This window comes from Pseudomonas sp. L-22-4S-12, assembly GCF_009799935.1.
GTDB lineage: Bacteria > Pseudomonadota > Gammaproteobacteria > Pseudomonadales > Pseudomonadaceae > Aquipseudomonas.
Genome location: NZ_WELL01000001.1, coordinates 206,168 through 224,660 on the forward strand (window position 1 = coordinate 206,168; position 18,493 = coordinate 224,660).

Below are 18,493 nucleotides of genomic sequence, written 5' to 3' on the forward strand. Positions count from 1 at the left end.
TCTTTTGGCTCATCCTTTGCTATGACAAGCACAGTAGGCTGTTGCCACTGCGCGACAGCTGCTGTTTTGCCTACGTTCCCGCGGCTCACAAGAATAATAAGGAGTCCCACGGTATGAACCGTAACCCTTTGATCAACAAAATATTTACCCTTTGCATGGGGCTGCTGGCACTGCTTTCGGCAGAAGTCTTCGCCGCCCCGATGACCGCTGCCGAGCAGGTCCAGGTGTTTGCCAGCCGCGCCACCGGCAGCCTGCTGCTGCTGCGCGGCGAGGGTTTTCAGGAAGGCCATCTGAGCCGCCTGGAGAAGGATATTGCCGATCTGGAAGGCGCCGCACAGAACGCCATCAGCGCCAGCTCGGAAATCCCCGGCCTGACCACCAAACTTGTTACCCAGTTACGCCTCGGTGTTTCCTTTGGCCCCAAAGAAGACAACGTGCCATGGCGCTACCCGGAAGAACTGGCCCAGTCCCTGCGTGACCTGCTCACCGTGGCCCGCGCCGTACCCGACGCCGACCCGGAAGGCGAACTGCCGGCCAAGGTCGAATACCTCGCCGTGCAATACCTCAGCCGCTCCTACATCGGCACCTTCGAGATCGCCCGCGAACAGCCGGACAACTACGTCGGCCAGGACGAGCGCGTGCTGGTGCCGGACATCGACCAAGAGATGCAGGTCCTGGACGGCAAGAGCAACCCGGCCGTGGCCAAACTGAAGACCCGCTGGAACTTCCTGCGCGCTGCCCTGCTCGACATGAACAGCCAGAGCAACGCCCTGGCCAGCGCCTCCGGCCGCGCCTTCGCGCCGACCACCGTGGACCGCCACGCGCGCTCGCTGAGCAACCAGTGGATGGCCATCAACTCGCTGGCCGGCATGCCGTAAGCCAGGCAGCGAAGCGAAGCCGGGCCAAGTGCCCGGCTTTTTTCTGCGCGGCCCACTTATCTGCAGCCGATGACTCTTGGCAGCACTTAAGCGCGGTCAACAGGGGCACAAAAAAGAAATTGCCGCTGCTGGTTGTTGACCAACTAGCCAGCCTTTCTCTCGTCCTGTCGTTGCGCATGTGATTGGTGACTGCGGCTATTGCAACACGCTATAGCGCACATGCGTCTCTGGTATTGGTAAGAGCGCGGAGCGGCCCCTACAGTCGGGTCGCGACCCACGTGTCCGCTCATTCCAACAAGACCAGAACGAGCCTTTTCATGCCCAGTTTTCGCCTTAGCGCCATTGCCCTGGCGCTCATCGTTTCCAGCAGCGTTCAGGCCGAGCAGCCTGTCGCCGGCAAGCCCGCTAGCGAAATCACCCGCGAGCGTAACGAGGCCTGGCTGCAGCGCCTGCCCTTCGCCGATAAGACCAGCTTCGAGGATGCCCGTCGTGGGCTGATCGAGCCCTTTGCCGGCGTGATCAAGAACGCCGACGGCAAGCCCGTGTGGAACCGCATGGCCTACAACTTCCTCGATGGCAATGAGGCCTCGGCCAGCGTCAATCCCAGCCTGTGGCGCATGGGCCAGTTGAACAACATTGCCGGTCTGTTTGAAGTGACCGAGCGCATCTACCAGATCCGCGGGCTGGATCTGTCCAACATGACCATCATTGAAGGCGACAGCGGGCTGATCATCATCGACCCGCTGATCAGTACGGAAACCGCGCGAACCGGTCTCGACCTGTACTACAAGCATCGTCCGCACAAGCCGGTAGTTGCAGTGATCTACAGCCACTCCCACGTCGACCATTTCGGCGGCGTGCGTGGAGTGATCGACGAGGCCGACGTCAAGGCCGGCAAGGTGCGAGTAATAGCCCCGGAAGGCTTCTACGAACATGCCGTCAGCGAGAACGTGCTGGCCGGCCCGGCAATGATGCGCCGCGCCCAGTACATGTACGGCTCGTCGTTGCCGCGGGGCGAACGCGGCCAGGTGGACGCCGGCCTCGGCAAGGGCACACCGGCCAATGCGACGGTGACGCTGATCGCTCCCAGCGAGATGATTGCGCAGCCGCTGGAGAGCCGCAGCATCGACGGCGTCGAGATCGAGTTTCAGCTCACCCCCGGCACCGAGGCGCCGGCCGAGATGAACATGTATTTCCCGCAGTTCAAGACCCTGTGCATGGCCGAGAACGCCACCCATACCCAGCACAACGTGCTGACCCTGCGCGGCGCGCTGGTGCGCGATGCCAAGGTGTGGGCACAGTATCTGGACGAGGCGCTGGTGCGCTATGGCGACAAGGCCGAGGTGGTGTTCGCCCAGCACCATTGGCCGACCTGGGGTGGCGCACGGATTCGCGAATACCTGGCTGATCAGCGCGACATGTACGCCTTCCTCGATAGCCAGACGCTGCGCCTGATCAACCAGGGGCTGACCGCCACCGAGATCGCCGAGAAGCTCGACAGGCTGCCGCCGCGCCTGGCCAGCAAGTGGTACAGCCGCGACTACTACGGCTCGCTCAGCCACAACGTGCGGGCCGTCTATCAGCGCTACATGGGTTTCTACGATGGCAACCCGGCCAACCTCGACCCGCTGCCGCCGGAAGCGGCCGGGCAGCGCTATGTCGAGGCCATGGGCGGGGCCGACTCGGTGTTGGCCAGCGCGCGCAAGGCATTCGACGCCGGGGACTACCGCTGGGCGGCGCAGCTGCTCAATCACCTGGTCTTCGCCGCGCCGGACAACGCGGCCGCGCGCGCACTGCAGGCCGACACCCTGGAACAGCTGGGCTACCAGAGCGAGAACGCCACCTGGCGCAACGTCTATCTGAGCGGCGCCCAGGAGCTGCGCCAGGGCGTGATCCAGGCCAAGGCACGCAGCAATGCACCGGACATGATCCGTGCGCTGACGCCGAGCATGTTCTTCGACTACCTGGCGGTGCGCATCGATGCGCTGAAGGCCGCCGACGAAGATCTGTTGATCAACTGGCGTTTCGACGACCTGGGCGAGGACTACGCGCTGACCCTGCGCAACGGCGTGCTGACCCACCGCAACGGCGCCCGCCACGCCGAGCCGACTATCAGCGTGACCATGAGCAAGGCCTTGCTCGACCGCATCGCGCTCAAGGAAACCGGCTTCCTCAAGGAGTCGATGATTGGCGGTATCGAGATCGACGGTGGGCGGCTCAAGTTGCTCAAGCTGCTCGGTGGCCTGGACGAACCGAATCCGCAATTCAACCTGGTCAGTCCCTGAGTCCAGCTGGAAAGAACGCCCCGCACGACAGCCGTCGTGCGGGGCGTTTCTTATGGCACGGTCCTTCTTATGGGTTGCCCAGGGTGGCGAGCGTGGATTGCCCTGCATTGCGCCGTGCGCATGCATGCGGGTGCGTATCCGGATGGGAGTTGCCGGTTGTCATCGGCTCAGCTCCGGCGCAGCGCGTCGAGCGCGGCAAGTAGCGTGATCACCAGCAGCGCCAGGCTGGTGCCGATCACCGCGCGCAGACGGGGCTGTCCGCACTCCGTGCGCAGCATCATCAAACTGCCTCGATAGCGCCGCCCCTGATAGAGCCACAGGACTGCCGCCGTGCTCAGGGCGAGCAGAGCCACGGCCTTGTCCTGACCCCGCAGGGCCAGGCAGGCGATCACCAGCAGCGACAGCTGCGTGCGGCGCCAGGCCAGCTCCGTGCGTTCGCCCTGCAGGCCGGGGTCGGTTGGTGCGTCAGTCATGTCAGCGCGGCCAGAACAGGCTGGCCAGGATCAGCGCCGCCACGCAGCAGCCAAGCGCCAGCAGCGGCACTAAACCCGGCAGCGGCAGGGCGCGACGATGGCGCAGGGCGCGCTCGACCGAAAACCAGCGCAGGACGGCACCGACACTGATCAGCAGGCTCAGCGCCAGCAGGCTCAGGGTGATGCTCAGCCGCAGCTGCGGTTCGAAGGCCTGGCCGGCGAAGGTTTCCACGGCGATTCCGCCGCCGAGCAGGGCCAGGGCGGTGCGGATCCAGGCGAGGAAGGTGCGCTCGTTGGCCAGGGTAAAGCGCGGGTCGGGCTCATCGCCACCGAGCAGGGACTGGCTCAATGGCTTGCGGGGCGTGGGTATGCGCATGGTGATCCGGAAACAAAAAAGCCGCCGTCGGGCTCGGGTAGCCCGACGACGGAAAAAGCCGAGGGTTAGCGCAGGCCTTTGCTGCGCAAGGCGCCCGGCGAATAGTCGGAGACGCTGGCCTGGTAGCTGAAGTCGAACGGCTGGCGCTGCTCGCTGGTCAACCCCGAGGCCAAATAGCGGCCGTTGTTGAGGTCGTAGGTTATTTCCATCGCGTTGACGGCGGACTGACCGACGCTGTGATAGAAGCTGTGCGCCTCACCAACCCGCCACAGTTCGCCGCGGTTGTCGTAATGGTCCGCTTCGAGGATGGCCCAGGTGTCCTCGTCGATGAAGTAGTGGCGCTTGCTGTAGATGTGGCGCATGCCCGGCTTGAGGGTGGCGACCACTTCCCACACCCGATGCAGTTCGTAGCGGGTGGCCTCGGGATTGACATGGCCGGGCAGGATCAGCTTGTCGTAGCGCTGATCGGGCGAGGCCAGCCTGTAGCTGTTGTAGGGCACGTAGAGGGTTTTCTTGCCCACCAGTTGCCAGTCGTAGCGATCCGGCGCGCCGTTGAACATGTCCCGGCTGTCGGCCGTGCGCAGCCCGGCGGTGGTCGGGCCGGCGGTGTCGTAGGCGACGCTCGGTGCGCGCCGCACGCGGCGCTGGCCGGCACTGTAGACCCAGGACAGGCGCGGCTCGGCTACCTGGTCGAGGGTCTCGTGCACCAGCACCACCTCGCCGACCATGCGCGAAGGCGCAGTGAGCTTGTGGCTGTAGTAGTAGAGGATGTTGTTCGCCTCGTTCGGCGCCAGGCCGTTCACCCTGTCGCGGCGGGTGAAGTACTGCTGGGTGGTCATGATCGCGTAGCTGCCGTCCTTCTGCGGCGCCGCGCTGTCGGAGATCAGGCTGAAGCTGCCGTTACGGTTGCGCGTCAGATGATTCCACAGCACTTCCAGGCCACTCTTCGGGATGGGGAAGGCGATCACGCCGGCGAAGCCTTCCACGCCATTGCCATCATTGATCAGGCGGGCGCTGCTCGCGTTGCGCGCGGCGGCATCGCGCACGCTGTCCGGCACGGCCACCGAGCGGTGGGTCGGATACACCGGCAGGTGGAAGCTGTCCGGGAAGCGTTTGAGCAGGGCGATCTGCCCCGGACTGAGGTGCTCCTGGTACTGGCTGTAGTTGCTTGCATCGATGCGGAACAGCGGCTTCTCGCCGGCGTATGGGTCGGCCGGTGTGCCGTTGGCCGTGAGCGGCAGGTTCGCCTTGCCCAGGCTGCCATCCCAGGCGGGGATGCGCCCGTCCGGGCTGGCGCCGCGTTCTGCTCCGATGGGGGTCAGCTGGCTGTGCAGCTGCGCCGCTTCCTCCGGCGTCACCGCCGCCATGGCGTTGCCGGTCAGCAGCAGGGAGCAGAGGAGCGCGCCGCTGCGCATCAGGTTAGGGGTATTTTTCATGGGGCCTCCGCTTAGAAGTTGACGCCGAAGCTGATCGACACATAGTCGCGATCGCCGCGGGTGCCGTAATCGCCGTCGATGAAGTCGGTGATTGCCAGGCTGGCGTTGTAGGTGTTGTTCAACGACGCGTCGAGGCCGACGCTGATGGCCTTTGAGCCTTCGTTGAAGGCCGAACCCTCGCCAGGGCCGTTGCCGTCGACGTCATGCTGCCAGGACAGGTTGGGACGCAGGTCAATACCCGCGATGGCGTTCGGGTAGCTCAGGCTGCTGCGCAGGCGGTAGCCCCAGGAGAAACGGGTGAGGAAGCCGTCGTCGTTGCAGTGCTCGGGAGTCTTGGAGATGGCTGCGCAGTTACCGCTGGCCAGCACGCCGCTGCCATAGGTGCCGCTGCGGCCGTAGCGCGGGCCGTAGATACCCTCCAGGCCGCCGACCCAGGTCGCGCCGGCCTCGCCGACCACCACCAGTTGATCGGCGCCCAGCACCTGGGCGAAGGAGTGGGTGGCGGTAACCTGGGCCTGGCTGACTTCCTTGCGCCGGTAGCCATTGAACAGCGCATTTTCCTGCGGCGGACGGATGCCTTCGGCGACCAGCGGCGAACGCGCGGGACTGTTGAGCAGCGACTGGATGATGTCGGTGCCGTTGAGCTGTACCGGCAGGTTCGGTCGATAGCTGACCTCGCCCTGCAGGGCGGTGCCGCTGTCCAGATTGGTGGAGAACGTCAGGCCGTACAGACGGATGTCCTCCGGGTACTGGGCGACGTACTGCGAGGTACCCAGGCGCAGGGCGCCGTTGAGGCTGGCCCCCAGCCCTGCCACGGCGGTGTTGTAGTACGGGCTGTTGATCGTGCCCATATAGGGCAGGCGGCTGTGGTAATTGGCGGCATAGGCACCGAACTCGGTGTCCAGTTCTGCGGCAAACCAGCGCAGCGACAGACCCCACTGCCCGCTGTTACGCGCGTCCTGGTCCTTGGCGCGGGGGATGCGGATGCCCTCGTCGGTGAGGTTTACGCCATAGGGTTTCAACGCCGCAACCGCTGCGGCATTACCGGTGAGTACGGCACCAACATCCAGGCCGTCGCAGCCGTCGGCGAGAAAGTCGTTGCTGGAGAAGAAGGTGCCGCAGTTGTCGAGCTGGGTCTGTTCCCAGTCCAGCTGGTAGAAGAAGTCGCCGGAGATCGACTCGCTGAGGTTTTGCGAAACATAGAACATGTTCACCGGCACCAGGCCTTCCTTCACCTCGGCACCCGGACGGCGCAGTGCCGACAGGTTGTAGGGGTTGACCGTGTTGAGGCCGCCCTGGATGAAGGTGCTTTCGCCCCAGTTCACCACCTGCTTGCCCAGGCGGGCCGAGCCGGGCTGATTAGCGAGGTCATAGTTGTAGTAGACGAAAGCGTCGAGCAGTTCCGCACCGGCCGATTTGGCCGAGAGCTTGCGGTTGCTGTCCTCCACATTATTGAAGCGCTGCTCCTGGTCGCGCAGCACATAGTCGTACCAGTAGCTGCCGCGCAGGAACAGGCCGACGTCACCCTGGCTCAGCTCCAGGTCGTGGCTACCCTTGAAGATGCCGGAGAAGACGTCGCCGGAACGGAAGTTGCGCCGCCCATCATCGCCGGTGGCGCTGTTGAGTTGCTCGGGGTCGGGGTTGGCGGTGGAGATGCTGGTGCCGATGGACAGGGAGGAGTCCAGTTGCCCGTCGATTTCACCGAGCTGGAAACCAACCGCCATGGCGTTGCCGATCATGCAACTCAGGGGCAGCAGAAGAAACGGCGGTTTGATAATGCCGCGCAGCTTGAATCTCATCACTCATTGTCCTCTTTGTTGTTGAGTGAAATTAATTTTCACGTGCAGGGACAATAAGTTTTGTAAGTTTCCAGTATTCGCCTAAGGAAACTTCAGAGTTGCAAGTCGCATATATTCGGCAGCATGACTTTGCGCTCTGAAAGTTTGCCTGGTTACCAGATCTTATTGTTTTGCACGGTAACGCCTGTTGCTCGACGCTCCCTTTGCTTTAGGGTTTAGGCGATACTAGGGGGGCTCTAAAAGCCCCACAAATAGTGTCTTCGGATAGTTGCTATAACGCTTCGGCATAGCCAGAGAGAACCGCATGACCCTCAAGCAGCTCCGTTACCTGATTGCCATCGCCGAAGCCGGTAGCTTCTCCGCCGCCGCCCGGCGGTCCTACATCGCCCAGCCGGCGCTGAGTCGGCAGATCAGCCTGCTGGAAAGCGAGCTGGAGATGCAGTTGATGGAGCGCCAGCACGATGGCGTGGCCCTGACGGATGCCGGCCGCCGGCTCTATGAGGTGGCCCGCTCGGTGGTGCAGAAACTCGACTCGGTCAAGGACGAACTGGCCTCCACCCGCGGCAATCCCAAGGGCCATGTAGCCATCTCGATTCCGGCTACCGTCTCGGCGCTGCTGCTGCCGGAAATCATCCGTCGGGCGGCGGAAAAGTTTCCTGCCATCAGCCTGACCATCTGCGACGGCCTGACCCGCGAGGGTGGCCAGTCCATCGAGCTGGGCAAGGTGGATTTTGGTGTACTGCCCAATGCCGAAGAGCTGGAGCATGTGATTGCCGAGCCGATCTTCACCGAGGACTTGTATTGGGTGGGGCCGGGCTCGGCGAGTGAGAGCGGCACGCCGATCAGCCTGGCCGAGGCCGCGGCCACGCGCCTGGTCATGGCGCCCAGAGCGCTGCACCTGCGCCGGCGTATCGAGCAGGCGGCGATGGAGGCCGGGGTGACGCTCAACGTGGTTTATGAGCAGCAATCCACCCCGGGTATTGCCGGCCTGGTGCGCTCCGGGTTGGCGGCGACCATCTGCAACTGGCCGCCGCTGGCAGACTTATACGAATCGACCGCAGCGCGGCTGATCGTCGAGCCGCGCATCACCCGCACCGTATCCATCGCCTACTCGGTGCACAAACCGCTGTCGTTCGCCGCCTCGTGCATGCGCGACCTGGTCAGCGCATTGCTGGGCGATCTGGTGCGTGGCGGCCGCTGGCGCGGCAGCCTGATCGAACGCACCAAGGGCGAGGAGATTCAGGCCCGCGAGCAGGCGCCCGGCGCCTCGTCCTGAGCCAGGCGCTCGCGCGAGCGCTGCGGGTTCATGCTGAACAGGCCGATCAGACCCGCCACCACCATCACCCCGCCGCAGACCAGGAAACCCTGGGCATAGCCTTGCGGATGGTCGGCCCCGGCGCCCTGCACCAGCAGGCCGGTGATCACCGGTGCCGACAGACCGGCCAGCGAGGCGACTGCGTTGCCGATGGCGAGGATGCCGCCGCGCTGGCTGCTGGGGGTGAACTCGCCGAGCATGGCCGGCCCCACCGAGTACATCACCAGCGCCAGGCCACCGCTCAGGGTCAGGCTGATGATGCGTACGGTGACCGATAGCTCCTGCAGCATCAGCGCCGCCGAGAACAGCCCGCCGGCCATCAGGCACACGGACACGAAGGCCCCCCTGGCCAGGCGCGACGGTATGCCGCTGCGCAGCAGGCGCTGCGACAGCCAGGCCATGAACAGGCTGAGCGGCGTGGTCACCACCACGAACAGGACGAACATGTGTCCGGTCTTCAGCGGATCGAGGCCGAGGCCGATCTCCAGGTAGCTGGGCACCCAGGTCAGGGTCAGCGCCAGCGACCAGTTGGCGGCGAAATGGCAGACATAGTTGCCCAGCACGCTGCGGTCGGCGAGCAGGCGGCGGTAGGGTAGCCGGTGGCTGTCCGCCGGCCGCTGGCCGGCGCGCAGGCTGTCGAGGGTGCCTTCACGGCCGAGCAGCAGCCACAGCACGCACCAGACCGCACCGATGGCCGCCAGCACCGCGAAGTTGGTGCGCCAGCCGTAGTTCAGGCTGATCCACGGGATCATCGCGCCCGCCACCAGTAGCCCCATGGCGCTACCGGAGTGGAGCAGGGCCACCGGCAGGCTGCGGCGATCATCGGGGAACCACTTGTACAGCGCGTGGGTGGCCACCGGCGAGGCCGGGCCTTCGCCGATGCCGAGCAGCACCCGGCAGGCAACGATCATCCACAACGAGCTGGCAAACAGCATGGGTAGCTGGATCAGCGACCAGAACAGGCCCATGCCCAACAGCAGGGTGCGGGTCGGCCGGCGGTTGGCAAGGAAGCCGCCGACCACGGCGGAAACGGCGAACAGCCAGTGCAGGGCGCCGCCGATCAGGCCGAACTCGGTGGGGGTCAGGCCCAGTTCCTTGGTCATCGGCACCCCGACCAGGCCGATGACCACCTTGTCGAGGAAGTTGACCAGCATCATGAAGGCCAGCAGGAAGGCGATAGTCCAGGCGGTACGGGGGCGGAAGGCTGTGTCTTCTCGGATCATGGGAATTCTCTTTTATTGTTGTGGGAGGACCGCCGGCTTTCCCTGGCGGACGATCCCTTAGAACCTGTTTACGATCTCCTGGCCGTCGGCCATACGGCGTTAAAAACAGCCTCGGAATGCTCATTTACAGCTCGTAAACTCCGCTTCCTCGGCGTTTTGACCAGCCGGAGGCTGTTACTGGCGTAGCGCCTTGTCTGGCTCTAATCCAGAAGACCCTAAACAGGTTCTTGGGCGACCTCATCAGGGCATCAGGATGCCCTTGGCGATGGTGTTGCGCTGGATTTCACTGGTACCGGTGAGTACCCGCATCATGCGCGTGGCGCGGAACAGGAACTCCACCGGGTGGCCCTTGATCAGCCCCGCGCCGCCGTGGATCTGTACCGCCCTGTCGGCGATGCGGAAGGCGGTTTCCGAGGCGAACAGCTTGCACATCGGCGCCTGCACCTTGATGTCGCCGCCGGCGTCGTTCTGCGCCGCAGTGGCGTACATCATGCTGCGTGCGGCATACAGCTCGGTGGCCATGTCGGCGAGCATGTGGTTGATGGCCTGGAACATGGCGATCGGCTGGCCGAACTGTTTGCGCGTACGCGCATGGTCCAGCGACAGGTTCAGCGCCAGGCCGGCCATGCCGAGCATGGTCGGGCAGTGCAGCAGGCGATTGAGGGTGATGCGGCCCATGGCCAGCTTGAAGCCCTCGCCCTCCTCACCAATGCGATTTTCCACCGGCACCCGCACGTCTTCCAGCACGATGTTGCCGTGGGCGCCGCCGCCGGACATCACCGAGTAGTCGCTCTCGACCCGCACACCTTCTGCGCCGAGGTCGACGAAGAACGCCGAGATGCCCTGCGCGCCGCGTCCCGGGCCGGTGACCGCGAGCAGCACGGCGAGGTCGGCATAGGGCGCGCCGGAGATGTAGCGCTTGGCGCCGCTCAGTACATAGTGCTCGCCCTCGCGGCGGGCCGTGGTGCCGATGGCGGCGGCGTCGGAGCCGGCCTCGGCCTCGGTGAGGGCGAAGCACACGGCCTTTTCGGCGCGGCATACCGGGCGCAGAAAGGCCTCGACCTGAAAGTCGCTGGCAACGCGAAACAGGTGGCCGATGCGCGGCGGCCCCGAGAGCTCGCCGAGTACGTGCGGGGCCAGCGGCGAGCCGGTGAGCACCGTCGCCTCCTTGACCGCGCACAGGTCGGCGACACTGAGCCCGGCGCCGCCAAGGCTCTCCGGCAGCATCGTGTTGTAGAAGCCCAGCGCGCAGGAGCGCCGCCATATTTCACGCAGCACTGGCTTGGCCACCGGCTCGCCCCAGAGGATGCCCTCGCGCTCGGCGAGCGGGGTGAGCTCGTCGCGGACGAAGCCCTGGATACCCTCGATGATCTGGCTGGCTTTCTCGCTTGGTTTGATCATGTGCATATCCCCGTCAGATCCGTCGTTCGCTGTTCTGCCAGTACGCTTCGCGGATCACGCGGCGCACCACCTTGCCGTTGGGGTTCTTCGGCAGCTCGCTGACGAAGTCCACCGCGCGCGGCTTCTTGAAGCTGGCCAGGCTGCGGCCGCAGTGTTCGATGATCGCCTCGGCGCTGAGGCTTTCGCCCGGCTTGAGTACTACCACCGCGCGCACGGCTTCACCCCACTGTTCGTCGGGTACGCCGACCACCGCCGCCTCGAACACCTGTGGCAGGCTGTACAGCACCTGCTCGACTTCGGTCGGGTAGATGTTGAAGCCGCCGGAGATGATCATTTCCTTCTTGCGGTCGACGATGAACACATAGCCGCGCTCGTCCACCGTGGCCAGGTCGCCGGTGAGGTAGTAGCCGTCGCGCATCACCTCGGCGGTCAGCTCGGGGGCCTGCCAGTAGCCCTGCATGATGTCCGGGCCCTTGACCACGATCTCGCCGATCTCGCCGGGTTTGACGTCCTCGAATTGCTCGTTGACCACGCGCAGGTCGGTCTCGAAGTAGCAGCGCCCACAGGAGGCCAGGCGGCTGAAGTCGTCGTTCTCGATCAGGTGGTCCTGCTCGGTCAGCACGGTGACCAGCGAGCAGGTCTCGCCGGCGCCGTAACCCTGGGCGAGGATCGGCCCGAACACCGCGATAGCGCGCTTGACCAGCGCCGGCGCCATGGGCGCGGCACCGTACATCACCAGGCGCAGGCTGGAGAGATCGAAGCGCTCGACCTCGGGAACGTTGACCAGGCGGTTGATCATCGCCGGCACCAGGAACAGGCGGGTTACCCGTTCACGCTGGATGGTCTCCAGCAGCAGCTGGTCGTCGTAGCGCTCCAGCAGCAGGTTGCAAGCGCCAACCGCCAGCAGCGGCATGATCTGCATGCCGCTGGCATGGGTGATCGGACCGACATGGGCCATCACGTCGCCGGGTGCGGCGCGCCGGGTCGGGCTGGCAATGCTCTTGCGGATCAACGCCTTGCGGTTGCCGTAGGTCAGCATGGCGGCCTTGAGCACGCCGGAGCTGCCGGAGGTGTAGTGCAGTACGGCCAGCGCGTCGTCGGCCGGATCGCAGTGTACCGGCGCCTCGCTGCCGCGTTCGAGCAGGGAGGTGTAGCTCAGGTCGCCGCTCTCTCCGTCGAGGGAAACGATCCACTGCAGGCGCGGCACATCCGCGCGGCGGGCCTTGAGCGCGGCGGCGAAACGACCGTCGGCGATCACCGCCTGGCTGTGGGAGTCGTCGAGCACCTGGATGATTTCATCCAGGGACAGGCGGGCGTTGATCGGCACCTTGACCATGCCGGTCTTGTAGAAAGCGATTTCCGCCTCGGCCAGTTCCACCCGATTCGGCGCCAGTATGGCGACATGCGAGCCCTGGGGCAGGCCGAGTGTTTGCAGGCCGGATGCGAGGCGATTGGTGCGCAGTTCGAGCTGGGCAAAGGTGATGCGTTGTTTAGAGTCGACCAGGGCTTCGCGGTCTGGCCAATACAATGCACTGCGGCTGATGATCTTACCTAAGTTCATTTGTTGTTCTCACCGGCAGGATAAGTGTGCCGATGCTAGCCAGCCGAACTTGGTGACAACTAATACAACAGTCCGATGCAGGCCATGCCGCTTTTGAATAGGTATGTATCCCTCGCCCTGAAAATGTTTAAGGCTGGAGCCGCCTTAAGGCACGGTTTAGGCACAGCCCAAAAACAAAGACCATGTACCCGTTATGTATTGCGGCACTGTTGACTGTTGTGTGGCGGCGGTTTTAGCCGCGAAAGATGCGCCCATCTCGCGGCCCGATCATGGATAGAACCGCCCGCAGGGCTCGTACAGGGCAAATGTTGGCGCGGGCGGCTGACTGTTCGTGGGAGCGAATTCATTCGCGATCGGGGCCTGCTCCGAGCGGCCTGTTTATCGCGGATAAATCCGCTCCCACTAAAGCTCGATGACGGATGCAACGCGTAACGGGTACGGAGCCAAAACAAAAGGGCCTAGGTTTTCACCTAAGCCCTCTATTTTGTTTGGCGCACTCGGCGGGATTCGAACCCACGACCCCTGCCTTCGGAGGGCAGTACTCTATCCAGCTGAGCTACGAGTGCGTTGCGGGGCGCCATCATACGCATCCGCCGCGCGGGCGTCCATGCGTGTGGTCGGGCTCAGAGCTCCTGCATGCTGAAGTCGGCCTTGCTCACCCCGCAGTCCGGGCACAGCCAGTCCTCCGGCACCTCGGCCCAGGGCGTGCCGGCGGGGATGCCATCGTCCGGCCAGCCGCTGGACTCGTCGTAGATCAGGCCGCAAATCACACAGATCCAGGTCTTCATGCCGGCACCTGCTCCTTATTAGCCAGCGGCTGCAGCTGGCGATCGAAGTCGGCCAGCGAGGGGAATGTCAGCGGCTCGACCTGATCCAGGCGCTGCAGGTAGTCGCGGTACTGGTCGAGGATCTCTTCGCGCGCCTGCTGGACGATGTAGGGCACGTGGCAGGCGGCGAACGGTGGCAGCACGCCGAGCCCGGTGTAGGCCAGGGTGCCGCGCTGCAGGGGGCGCAGCATGGGTTCCCAGTCGCCATGCACGGCATCTTCGTCGGCGAACATATGCGCCTGGCCGCCGAGGCTGAAGCTGAGCAGTGCGCGCTTGCCAGCCAGGCCGCCGCGGTCGTAGAAGCGCAGGCCGCCGTAGCAGATGCCGGACACCAGCACGCGGTCGATCCAGCCCTTGAGCATGGCTGGCACCGAGCACCAGAACAGCGGGAAGTTGAGGATCAGCAGGTCGGCCCACAGCAGTTTGTCCAGCTCGGCGGCGATGTCCGGCGCCAGGCTGCCGGTCTTGACCGCCTCGCGCTGTTCCAGGGCATAGACCAGGTAATCGGGGTTGCTGCGCTGGGTGAAGTCGGCGGTGCTGGCCACCGGGTTCCAGTTCATCGCGTAGAGGTCGGAGACCCGCACGCGGTGCCCGGCCTGCTGCAGGGTGGCAATGGCGAGGTCCTTCATCGCCGTGCAGAAGGACTGCGGCTCGGGGTGGGCGTGGACGATCAGGATATTCATCGAAACTTCCAGAAGAACGCGGGGCCATTGCGGCCCCCGAGGGAGAGGTCAGGCCGCCTGCCGGGCCGGCGCGGCGGCGGGCTTGGCCAGCGGCTGCCAGCGGTTGGCGCGGGCGAAGGTGCCGAAGTCGTTGAAGCGCACGCCGGCTTCGCGCATCAGCTGGTGCGCCAGCGGTGCGGTGAGCTGGCGGATATAGAAGGGTTCCTTGACCACGAAGTGGTGGATGCCGTGGGTGCTGCCGAAATTGAAGCAGAACGCCTGCAGCGGCCACAGCCACCAGGCATTCAGCACCTGGGTCTGCTGGATCACGTTGCCCGCCTCGATGTCGCCGTAGTAGTGCATGTTCGAGCTGATGAAGTGCAGGCAGAAGGTGCGCAGCACGTTGGGCCCGACCAGTACGATCACGGCGATGTTGACGCCGTCCATCAGGCTCAGGGTGGTGGCCGACCAGGTGATCGGCGCGCCCGCGGCGCTGGCGGCAAAGTCGAGCAGGTGGAAGCCGAGGAACACATACCAGGTGCTCCAGTTGAGCAGGCCCAGCGGCGCATAACCCTTGAGGGTACGGCTGACGATCATCTTGCGCTGCGCCCAGGTCTTGGCCCGCAGCAGACGGATCAGCGAAGACATCAGGTTGTCGCCGACCATCAGCAGGCGGGCCAGCCCCCAGGGCTCGCCGTTGGTGATGGCGCGCTCCTCGATATCGCTCTCGCTGCCGGACACCTTGTGGTGGTTGAGGTGCAGGTGGCGGCGGATCCACGGGTTGATCGTGCTCGGCCGCGCCAGCCAGACCAGGGCCATCATCAGGTTGTGTGGCACGCGCTGCTTGCGGAAGTACATGGAGTGGATCAGGTCGTGCTCCAGCTCGTGGGTCAGCGAGGCGAAGAAGGCGTTGGCCAGCAGGCACGCCCACCAGGCGATGGCGCCGTCCAGGTAGAGCCAGGCACTGCCGAGCATGCCGGCCAGGGCGAAGGCCAGGATGCCGGCACCGAGGGCGTCCTGATGCTGCAGGATGGGGTAGCGCTGGCGCAATTCTTCGCCACGGGCCAGCACCTGGCTGCGGATATGCGCGGAGCGCTGCTGATGGCTTGCAGGAGTCGGGGTCATGCACGCATCCTCTTCTCTGTTCGCCGAGCGTTGCCATGCGGGGCAGCGGGTCGGCATGCGGACTGTTGTGGGCAAACGTCTGTGGGAAATCGTCCAGGCTACTGTGCGCGCCTGTCGCCGCCCTCGCCTGACCCATAACGCCAACCTGTTGACCGAGAATGCCAACCTGCATGACTGAAGCCTCCACCCTGGCCAGCTGGACCCGCGCCCTGCGCCGCCAACTCGACGGTCTCGGCCTGGACAGCGCCGCGCTGTGCCGCGAGGCCGGCCTCGACCCGCAACTGCTGGACGACGCCAACGCGCGTTATCCGCTGTCGGCCACCACCCGCCTGTGGCAGCTGGCCGTGGCCGCCAGTGGCGACCCGGCGCTGGGCCTGAACACCTCGCGGCACGTGGCGCCGACCACCTTCCACGCCCTGGGCATGGCGGTGATGGCCAGCGGCAGCCTGCGCGAGATCTTCGAGCGCATCGTGCGCTACCACCGGGTGGTCAGCGATGCCCTGGCGCTGGAGCTGCGCGATGTCGGCGACAGCTGCGAGCTGCATTTCCGCCTGCCGCCGGGCGGCTCGGCACCGGCCGCCGAAGCCATCGATGCCTTCGCCGCCATCTACGTGCGCACCTGCCGCAATCGCCTGGGGCGCAGCTATGCGCCGCTGGCCGTGCACCTGCGCCGGCCACCGCCGGCCGATCCGCAGCCGTGGCTGGAGGTGTTCCGCGCGCCGGTGCATTTCGCCGCGGCCGAGGACGTGCTGTGCTTCGCCCGCGCCGACCTCGACCGCCCGCTGGATGACGGCAACCCGGAGCTGGCCGCGCACAACGAGGCGGTGCTGCGCAAACGCCTCGACGCCCTGCAGCCGGATACCGTCGGCCGCCGCCTGCGCCGCGCCCTGGAGCAATGCCTGCCGAATGGCGAGCCCTCCGCCGAGGTGCTGGCCCACGGCCTGCACCTGAGCCTGCGCAGCCTGCAGCGCCACCTCAGCGAGGAAGGCAGCAGCTACGAACAGGTGCTCGCCGAGACCCGCCATGCCCTGGCCCTGCAGCACCTGGGTGAGGCCGACTGCTCGATCAGCGAAGTCGCCTACCTGCTCGGTTTCGCCGACAGCAGCAGCTTCAGCCGGGCCTTCAAGCGCTGGAGCGGACAGAGCCCCAGCCAGTACCGCGAAGGGCTGCGCCAGGTGCTGTAGCGCGGGGTGGAAAACACTACAGGGCGCCGCCAGAGGCCTGTTCTTAATATCGAACAGCCATGTCACTGCGCCGACTCATGCCGGCGCGGCTGGAAGGCTGGGGGCGACTGAGCGCCAATGGAAAAGCGGGGGAAGCCCCGGGCACAGGCCGTCTCTCATACTTTTTGGTTATTTCGTTGGTTTTATCGAACATAGCTCTTGCCCTTTGTCGACGCCGGCCCTAGCATTCGTTTGACATTTCAAACGCCGGCACCTCGTCCTTGCGAATCGCTGCTGTGCTGCCTGCCCCTCGGCGCCCTTACCAGGAGAACAAGATGCAACTGAAAGACGCCCAGCTGTTCCGCCAGCAAGCCTATATCGACGGTCAGTGGCTGGACGCCGACAGCGGCCAGACCATCGCGGTCAACAACCCGGCCACCGGCGAGATCATCGGCCATGTACCGAAAATGGGCCGCGCGGAAACCCGTCGTGCCATCGAAGCCGCCGAGCGCGCCCTGCCGGCCTGGAGCGCCTTGACCGCCAAGGATCGCGCCAACCGCCTGCGCCGCTGGTTCGAACTGATGATGGAAAACCAGGACGACCTCGGCCGCCTGATGACCATCGAGCAGGGCAAGCCGCTGAGCGAAGCCAAGGGCGAAATCGCCTATGCCGCCTCTTTCCTCGAGTGGTTCGCCGAAGAAGCCAAGCGCATCTATGGCGACACCATTCCCGGCCACCAGCCGGACAAGCGCATCATCGTGCTCAAGCAGCCGATCGGCGTGACCGCGGCCATCACCCCGTGGAACTTCCCCTCGGCGATGATCACCCGCAAGGCCGGCCCGGCCCTGGCCGCCGGCTGCACCATGGTGCTCAAGCCTGCTTCGCAGACCCCGTACTCCGCCCTGGCCCTGGCCGCCCTGGCCGAGAAGGCCGGGATTCCGGCTGGCGTGTTCAGCGTGGTCACCGGCAGCGCCGGCGAAGTCGGCGGCGAGCTGACCAGCAACCCGATCGTGCGCAAGCTGACCTTCACCGGCTCCACCGAAATCGGTCGCCAGCTGATGGCCGAATGCGCCCAGGACATCAAGAAGGTGTCCCTGGAGCTGGGCGGCAACGCGCCGTTCATCGTCTTCGACGACGCCGACCTGGATGCCGCCGTGGAAGGCGCGCTGATCTCCAAGTACCGCAATAACGGTCAGACCTGCGTCTGCGCCAACCGCCTGTATATTCAGGACGGCGTGTACGACGCCTTCGTCGACAAGCTGAAAGCCGCCGTGGCCAAGCTGAAGATCGGTAACGGTCTGGAAGACGGCACCACCACCGGCCCGCTGATCGACAACAAGGCCGTGGCCAAGGTCCAGGAACACATCGAGGACGCCATCAGCAAAGGCGCCAAGCTGGTCGCCGGCGGCAAGCCGCACAGCCTGGGTGGCAGCTTCTTCGAGCCGACTATCCTGATCGACGTGCCGAACAATGCCGCCGTGGCCAAGGAAGAGACTTTCGGCCCGCTGGCGCCGCTGTTCCGCTTCAAGGACGAGGCCGAAGTGATCGCCATGTCCAACGACACCGAGTTCGGCCTGGCCTCCTACTTCTATGCCCGCGACCTGGGCCGCGTGTTCCGCGTGGCGGAAAAGCTGGAGTACGGCATGGTCGGCATCAACACCGGGGTGATCTCCACCGAAGTGGCGCCGTTCGGCGGCGTGAAAGCCTCCGGCCTGGGTCGCGAAGGCTCCAAGTACGGCATCGAGGATTACCTGGAATTGAAGTACCTGTGCCTCGGCGGTATCTGAGTTAACTGATTTCCGTGGGTGTCGGGTGACAGGCAGGAGCCGTGGTCACCCGGCGTCGGCGTTTCCGGTGGTGGCACCGGCGAACCCTGCAGACGAATCGGCAGGAGCCTGGCAGTTCGATCATCGTTAGCTGCCAGGCCCCGCCCCATCGTCATCATCCTTGGACCAAGCCGCATCAATCC

The 18,493-nt window shown here is 65.1% G+C and carries 16 protein-coding genes and 1 tRNA gene; 6 read left to right on the forward strand and 11 right to left on the reverse strand.

Features of this window, described 5'->3' with window-relative positions:
* Positions 1-113 precede the first annotated feature (113 nt).
* Together F3I16_RS00970 and F3I16_RS00975 are read left to right on the forward strand one after the other, a co-directional pair.
* Positions 114-878 (forward strand): hypothetical protein, encoded by a 765-nt coding sequence (locus F3I16_RS00970; RefSeq protein ID WP_160491924.1) that lies wholly within the window; start codon positions 114-116, stop codon positions 876-878.
* A 317-nt stretch (positions 879-1,195) separates the two neighbouring features.
* Positions 1,196-3,163 carry an alkyl/aryl-sulfatase gene (locus F3I16_RS00975; protein ID WP_160491925.1) on the forward strand — a complete coding sequence of 656 codons (1,968 nt, stop codon included), beginning with the start codon at positions 1,196-1,198 and terminating at the stop codon, positions 3,161-3,163.
* A 167-nt stretch (positions 3,164-3,330) separates the two neighbouring features.
* Here the strand turns inward: F3I16_RS00975 and F3I16_RS00980 are convergent, their stop codons facing one another.
* The 4 genes from F3I16_RS00980 to F3I16_RS00995 all read right to left on the reverse strand — a co-directional run bounded on the left by F3I16_RS00980 (position 3,331) and on the right by F3I16_RS00995 (position 7,187).
* Complete coding sequence (locus F3I16_RS00980; RefSeq protein WP_160491926.1) at positions 3,331-3,636, reverse strand: DUF202 domain-containing protein; 306 nt, start codon at positions 3,634-3,636, stop codon at positions 3,331-3,333.
* A 1-nt stretch (position 3,637) separates the two neighbouring features.
* Complete coding sequence (locus F3I16_RS00985; RefSeq protein WP_160491927.1) at positions 3,638-4,012, reverse strand: YidH family protein; 375 nt, start codon at positions 4,010-4,012, stop codon at positions 3,638-3,640.
* Positions 4,013-4,077: 65 nt separating this feature from the next.
* Positions 4,078-5,448 carry a DUF1329 domain-containing protein gene (locus F3I16_RS00990; protein ID WP_160491928.1) on the reverse strand — a complete coding sequence of 457 codons (1,371 nt, stop codon included), beginning with the start codon at positions 5,446-5,448 and terminating at the stop codon, positions 4,078-4,080.
* Positions 5,449-5,459: 11 nt separating this feature from the next.
* Positions 5,460-7,187 (reverse strand): DUF1302 domain-containing protein, encoded by a 1,728-nt coding sequence (locus F3I16_RS00995; protein ID WP_256670081.1) that lies wholly within the window; start codon positions 7,185-7,187, stop codon positions 5,460-5,462.
* 364 nt (positions 7,188-7,551) lie between these two features.
* Between F3I16_RS00995 and F3I16_RS01000 the strand changes: the two genes are divergently transcribed.
* Positions 7,552-8,523 (forward strand): LysR family transcriptional regulator, encoded by a 972-nt coding sequence (locus F3I16_RS01000; RefSeq protein ID WP_160491930.1) that lies wholly within the window; start codon positions 7,552-7,554, stop codon positions 8,521-8,523.
* On the opposite strand, the gene F3I16_RS01005 is transcribed toward F3I16_RS01000, so the two are convergent.
* The 7 genes from F3I16_RS01005 to F3I16_RS01035 all read right to left on the reverse strand — a co-directional run bounded on the left by F3I16_RS01005 (position 8,487) and on the right by F3I16_RS01035 (position 15,361).
* Positions 8,487-9,785 (reverse strand): MFS transporter, encoded by a 1,299-nt coding sequence (locus tag F3I16_RS01005; RefSeq protein WP_160491931.1) that lies wholly within the window; start codon positions 9,783-9,785, stop codon positions 8,487-8,489. The genes F3I16_RS01000 and F3I16_RS01005 overlap by 37 nt on opposite strands.
* Before the next feature lie 240 nt (positions 9,786-10,025).
* Positions 10,026-11,186, reverse strand: coding sequence for an acyl-CoA dehydrogenase family protein (locus F3I16_RS01010; protein ID WP_160491932.1), 1,161 nt, complete (start codon positions 11,184-11,186; stop codon positions 10,026-10,028).
* 13 nt (positions 11,187-11,199) lie between these two features.
* The gene (locus F3I16_RS01015; RefSeq protein ID WP_160491933.1) at positions 11,200-12,747 is read right to left on the reverse strand and encodes a class I adenylate-forming enzyme family protein; all 1,548 of its coding nucleotides are present in this window, start codon (positions 12,745-12,747) and stop codon (positions 11,200-11,202) included.
* 489 nt (positions 12,748-13,236) lie between these two features.
* A tRNA-Arg gene (locus F3I16_RS01020) sits at positions 13,237-13,313 on the reverse strand.
* A gap of 57 nt (positions 13,314-13,370) precedes the next feature.
* Positions 13,371-13,535, reverse strand: a complete 165-nt coding sequence (locus F3I16_RS01025; protein WP_160491934.1) for a rubredoxin — start codon at positions 13,533-13,535, stop codon at positions 13,371-13,373.
* A complete protein-coding gene (locus tag F3I16_RS01030; protein WP_160491935.1) occupies positions 13,532-14,257 on the reverse strand; it encodes an NAD(P)H-dependent oxidoreductase in 726 nt (241 codons plus the stop codon). Before F3I16_RS01030 ends, F3I16_RS01025 begins: the two co-directional genes overlap by 4 nt.
* A 48-nt stretch (positions 14,258-14,305) precedes the next feature.
* Positions 14,306-15,361: a fatty acid desaturase gene (locus tag F3I16_RS01035; protein WP_160491936.1), complete on the reverse strand. Its 1,056-nt coding sequence runs from the start codon at positions 15,359-15,361 to the stop codon at positions 14,306-14,308.
* Here F3I16_RS01035 and F3I16_RS01040 point away from each other — a divergent pair.
* From F3I16_RS01040 to gabD, 3 genes are all read left to right on the forward strand, one after another.
* Positions 15,360-15,539: a hypothetical protein gene (locus tag F3I16_RS01040; protein WP_160491937.1), complete on the forward strand. Its 180-nt coding sequence runs from the start codon at positions 15,360-15,362 to the stop codon at positions 15,537-15,539. The genes F3I16_RS01035 and F3I16_RS01040 overlap by 2 nt on opposite strands.
* Positions 15,532-16,545 (forward strand): AraC family transcriptional regulator, encoded by a 1,014-nt coding sequence (locus F3I16_RS01045; RefSeq protein ID WP_160491938.1) that lies wholly within the window; start codon positions 15,532-15,534, stop codon positions 16,543-16,545. The genes F3I16_RS01040 and F3I16_RS01045 overlap by 8 nt, the downstream gene beginning before the upstream one ends.
* A gap of 314 nt (positions 16,546-16,859) precedes the next feature.
* On the forward strand, positions 16,860-18,311 hold the full coding sequence (gene gabD / locus F3I16_RS01050; RefSeq protein WP_160491939.1) for an NADP-dependent succinate-semialdehyde dehydrogenase: 1,452 nt from the start codon (positions 16,860-16,862) through the stop codon (positions 18,309-18,311).
* Positions 18,312-18,493: the final 182 nt, after the last annotated feature.

Excerpts from the sequence above, each read along its gene's own strand:
- F3I16_RS00970 (WP_160491924.1), top strand. The coding sequence starts at position 114 with ATGAACCGTAACCCTTTGATCAACAAAATATTTACCCTTTGCATGGGG.
- F3I16_RS00975 (WP_160491925.1), top strand. The coding sequence starts at position 1,196 with ATGCCCAGTTTTCGCCTTAGCGCCATTGCCCTGGCGCTCATCGTTTCC.
- F3I16_RS00980 (WP_160491926.1), bottom strand. The coding sequence starts at position 3,636 with ATGACTGACGCACCAACCGACCCCGGCCTGCAGGGCGAACGCACGGAG.
- F3I16_RS00985 (WP_160491927.1), bottom strand. The coding sequence starts at position 4,012 with ATGCGCATACCCACGCCCCGCAAGCCATTGAGCCAGTCCCTGCTCGGT.
- F3I16_RS00990 (WP_160491928.1), bottom strand. The coding sequence starts at position 5,448 with ATGAAAAATACCCCTAACCTGATGCGCAGCGGCGCGCTCCTCTGCTCC.
- F3I16_RS00995 (WP_256670081.1), bottom strand. The coding sequence starts at position 7,187 with ATGATCGGCAACGCCATGGCGGTTGGTTTCCAGCTCGGTGAAATCGAC.
- F3I16_RS01000 (WP_160491930.1), top strand. The coding sequence starts at position 7,552 with ATGACCCTCAAGCAGCTCCGTTACCTGATTGCCATCGCCGAAGCCGGT.
- F3I16_RS01005 (WP_160491931.1), bottom strand. The coding sequence starts at position 9,785 with ATGATCCGAGAAGACACAGCCTTCCGCCCCCGTACCGCCTGGACTATC.
- F3I16_RS01010 (WP_160491932.1), bottom strand. The coding sequence starts at position 11,186 with ATGATCAAACCAAGCGAGAAAGCCAGCCAGATCATCGAGGGTATCCAG.
- F3I16_RS01015 (WP_160491933.1), bottom strand. The coding sequence starts at position 12,747 with ATGAACTTAGGTAAGATCATCAGCCGCAGTGCATTGTATTGGCCAGAC.
- F3I16_RS01025 (WP_160491934.1), bottom strand. The coding sequence starts at position 13,535 with ATGAAGACCTGGATCTGTGTGATTTGCGGCCTGATCTACGACGAGTCC.
- F3I16_RS01030 (WP_160491935.1), bottom strand. The coding sequence starts at position 14,257 with ATGAATATCCTGATCGTCCACGCCCACCCCGAGCCGCAGTCCTTCTGC.
- F3I16_RS01040 (WP_160491937.1), top strand. The coding sequence starts at position 15,360 with ATGCACGCATCCTCTTCTCTGTTCGCCGAGCGTTGCCATGCGGGGCAG.
- F3I16_RS01035 (WP_160491936.1), bottom strand. The coding sequence starts at position 15,361 with ATGACCCCGACTCCTGCAAGCCATCAGCAGCGCTCCGCGCATATCCGC.
- F3I16_RS01045 (WP_160491938.1), top strand. The coding sequence starts at position 15,532 with ATGACTGAAGCCTCCACCCTGGCCAGCTGGACCCGCGCCCTGCGCCGC.
- gabD (WP_160491939.1), top strand. The coding sequence starts at position 16,860 with ATGCAACTGAAAGACGCCCAGCTGTTCCGCCAGCAAGCCTATATCGAC.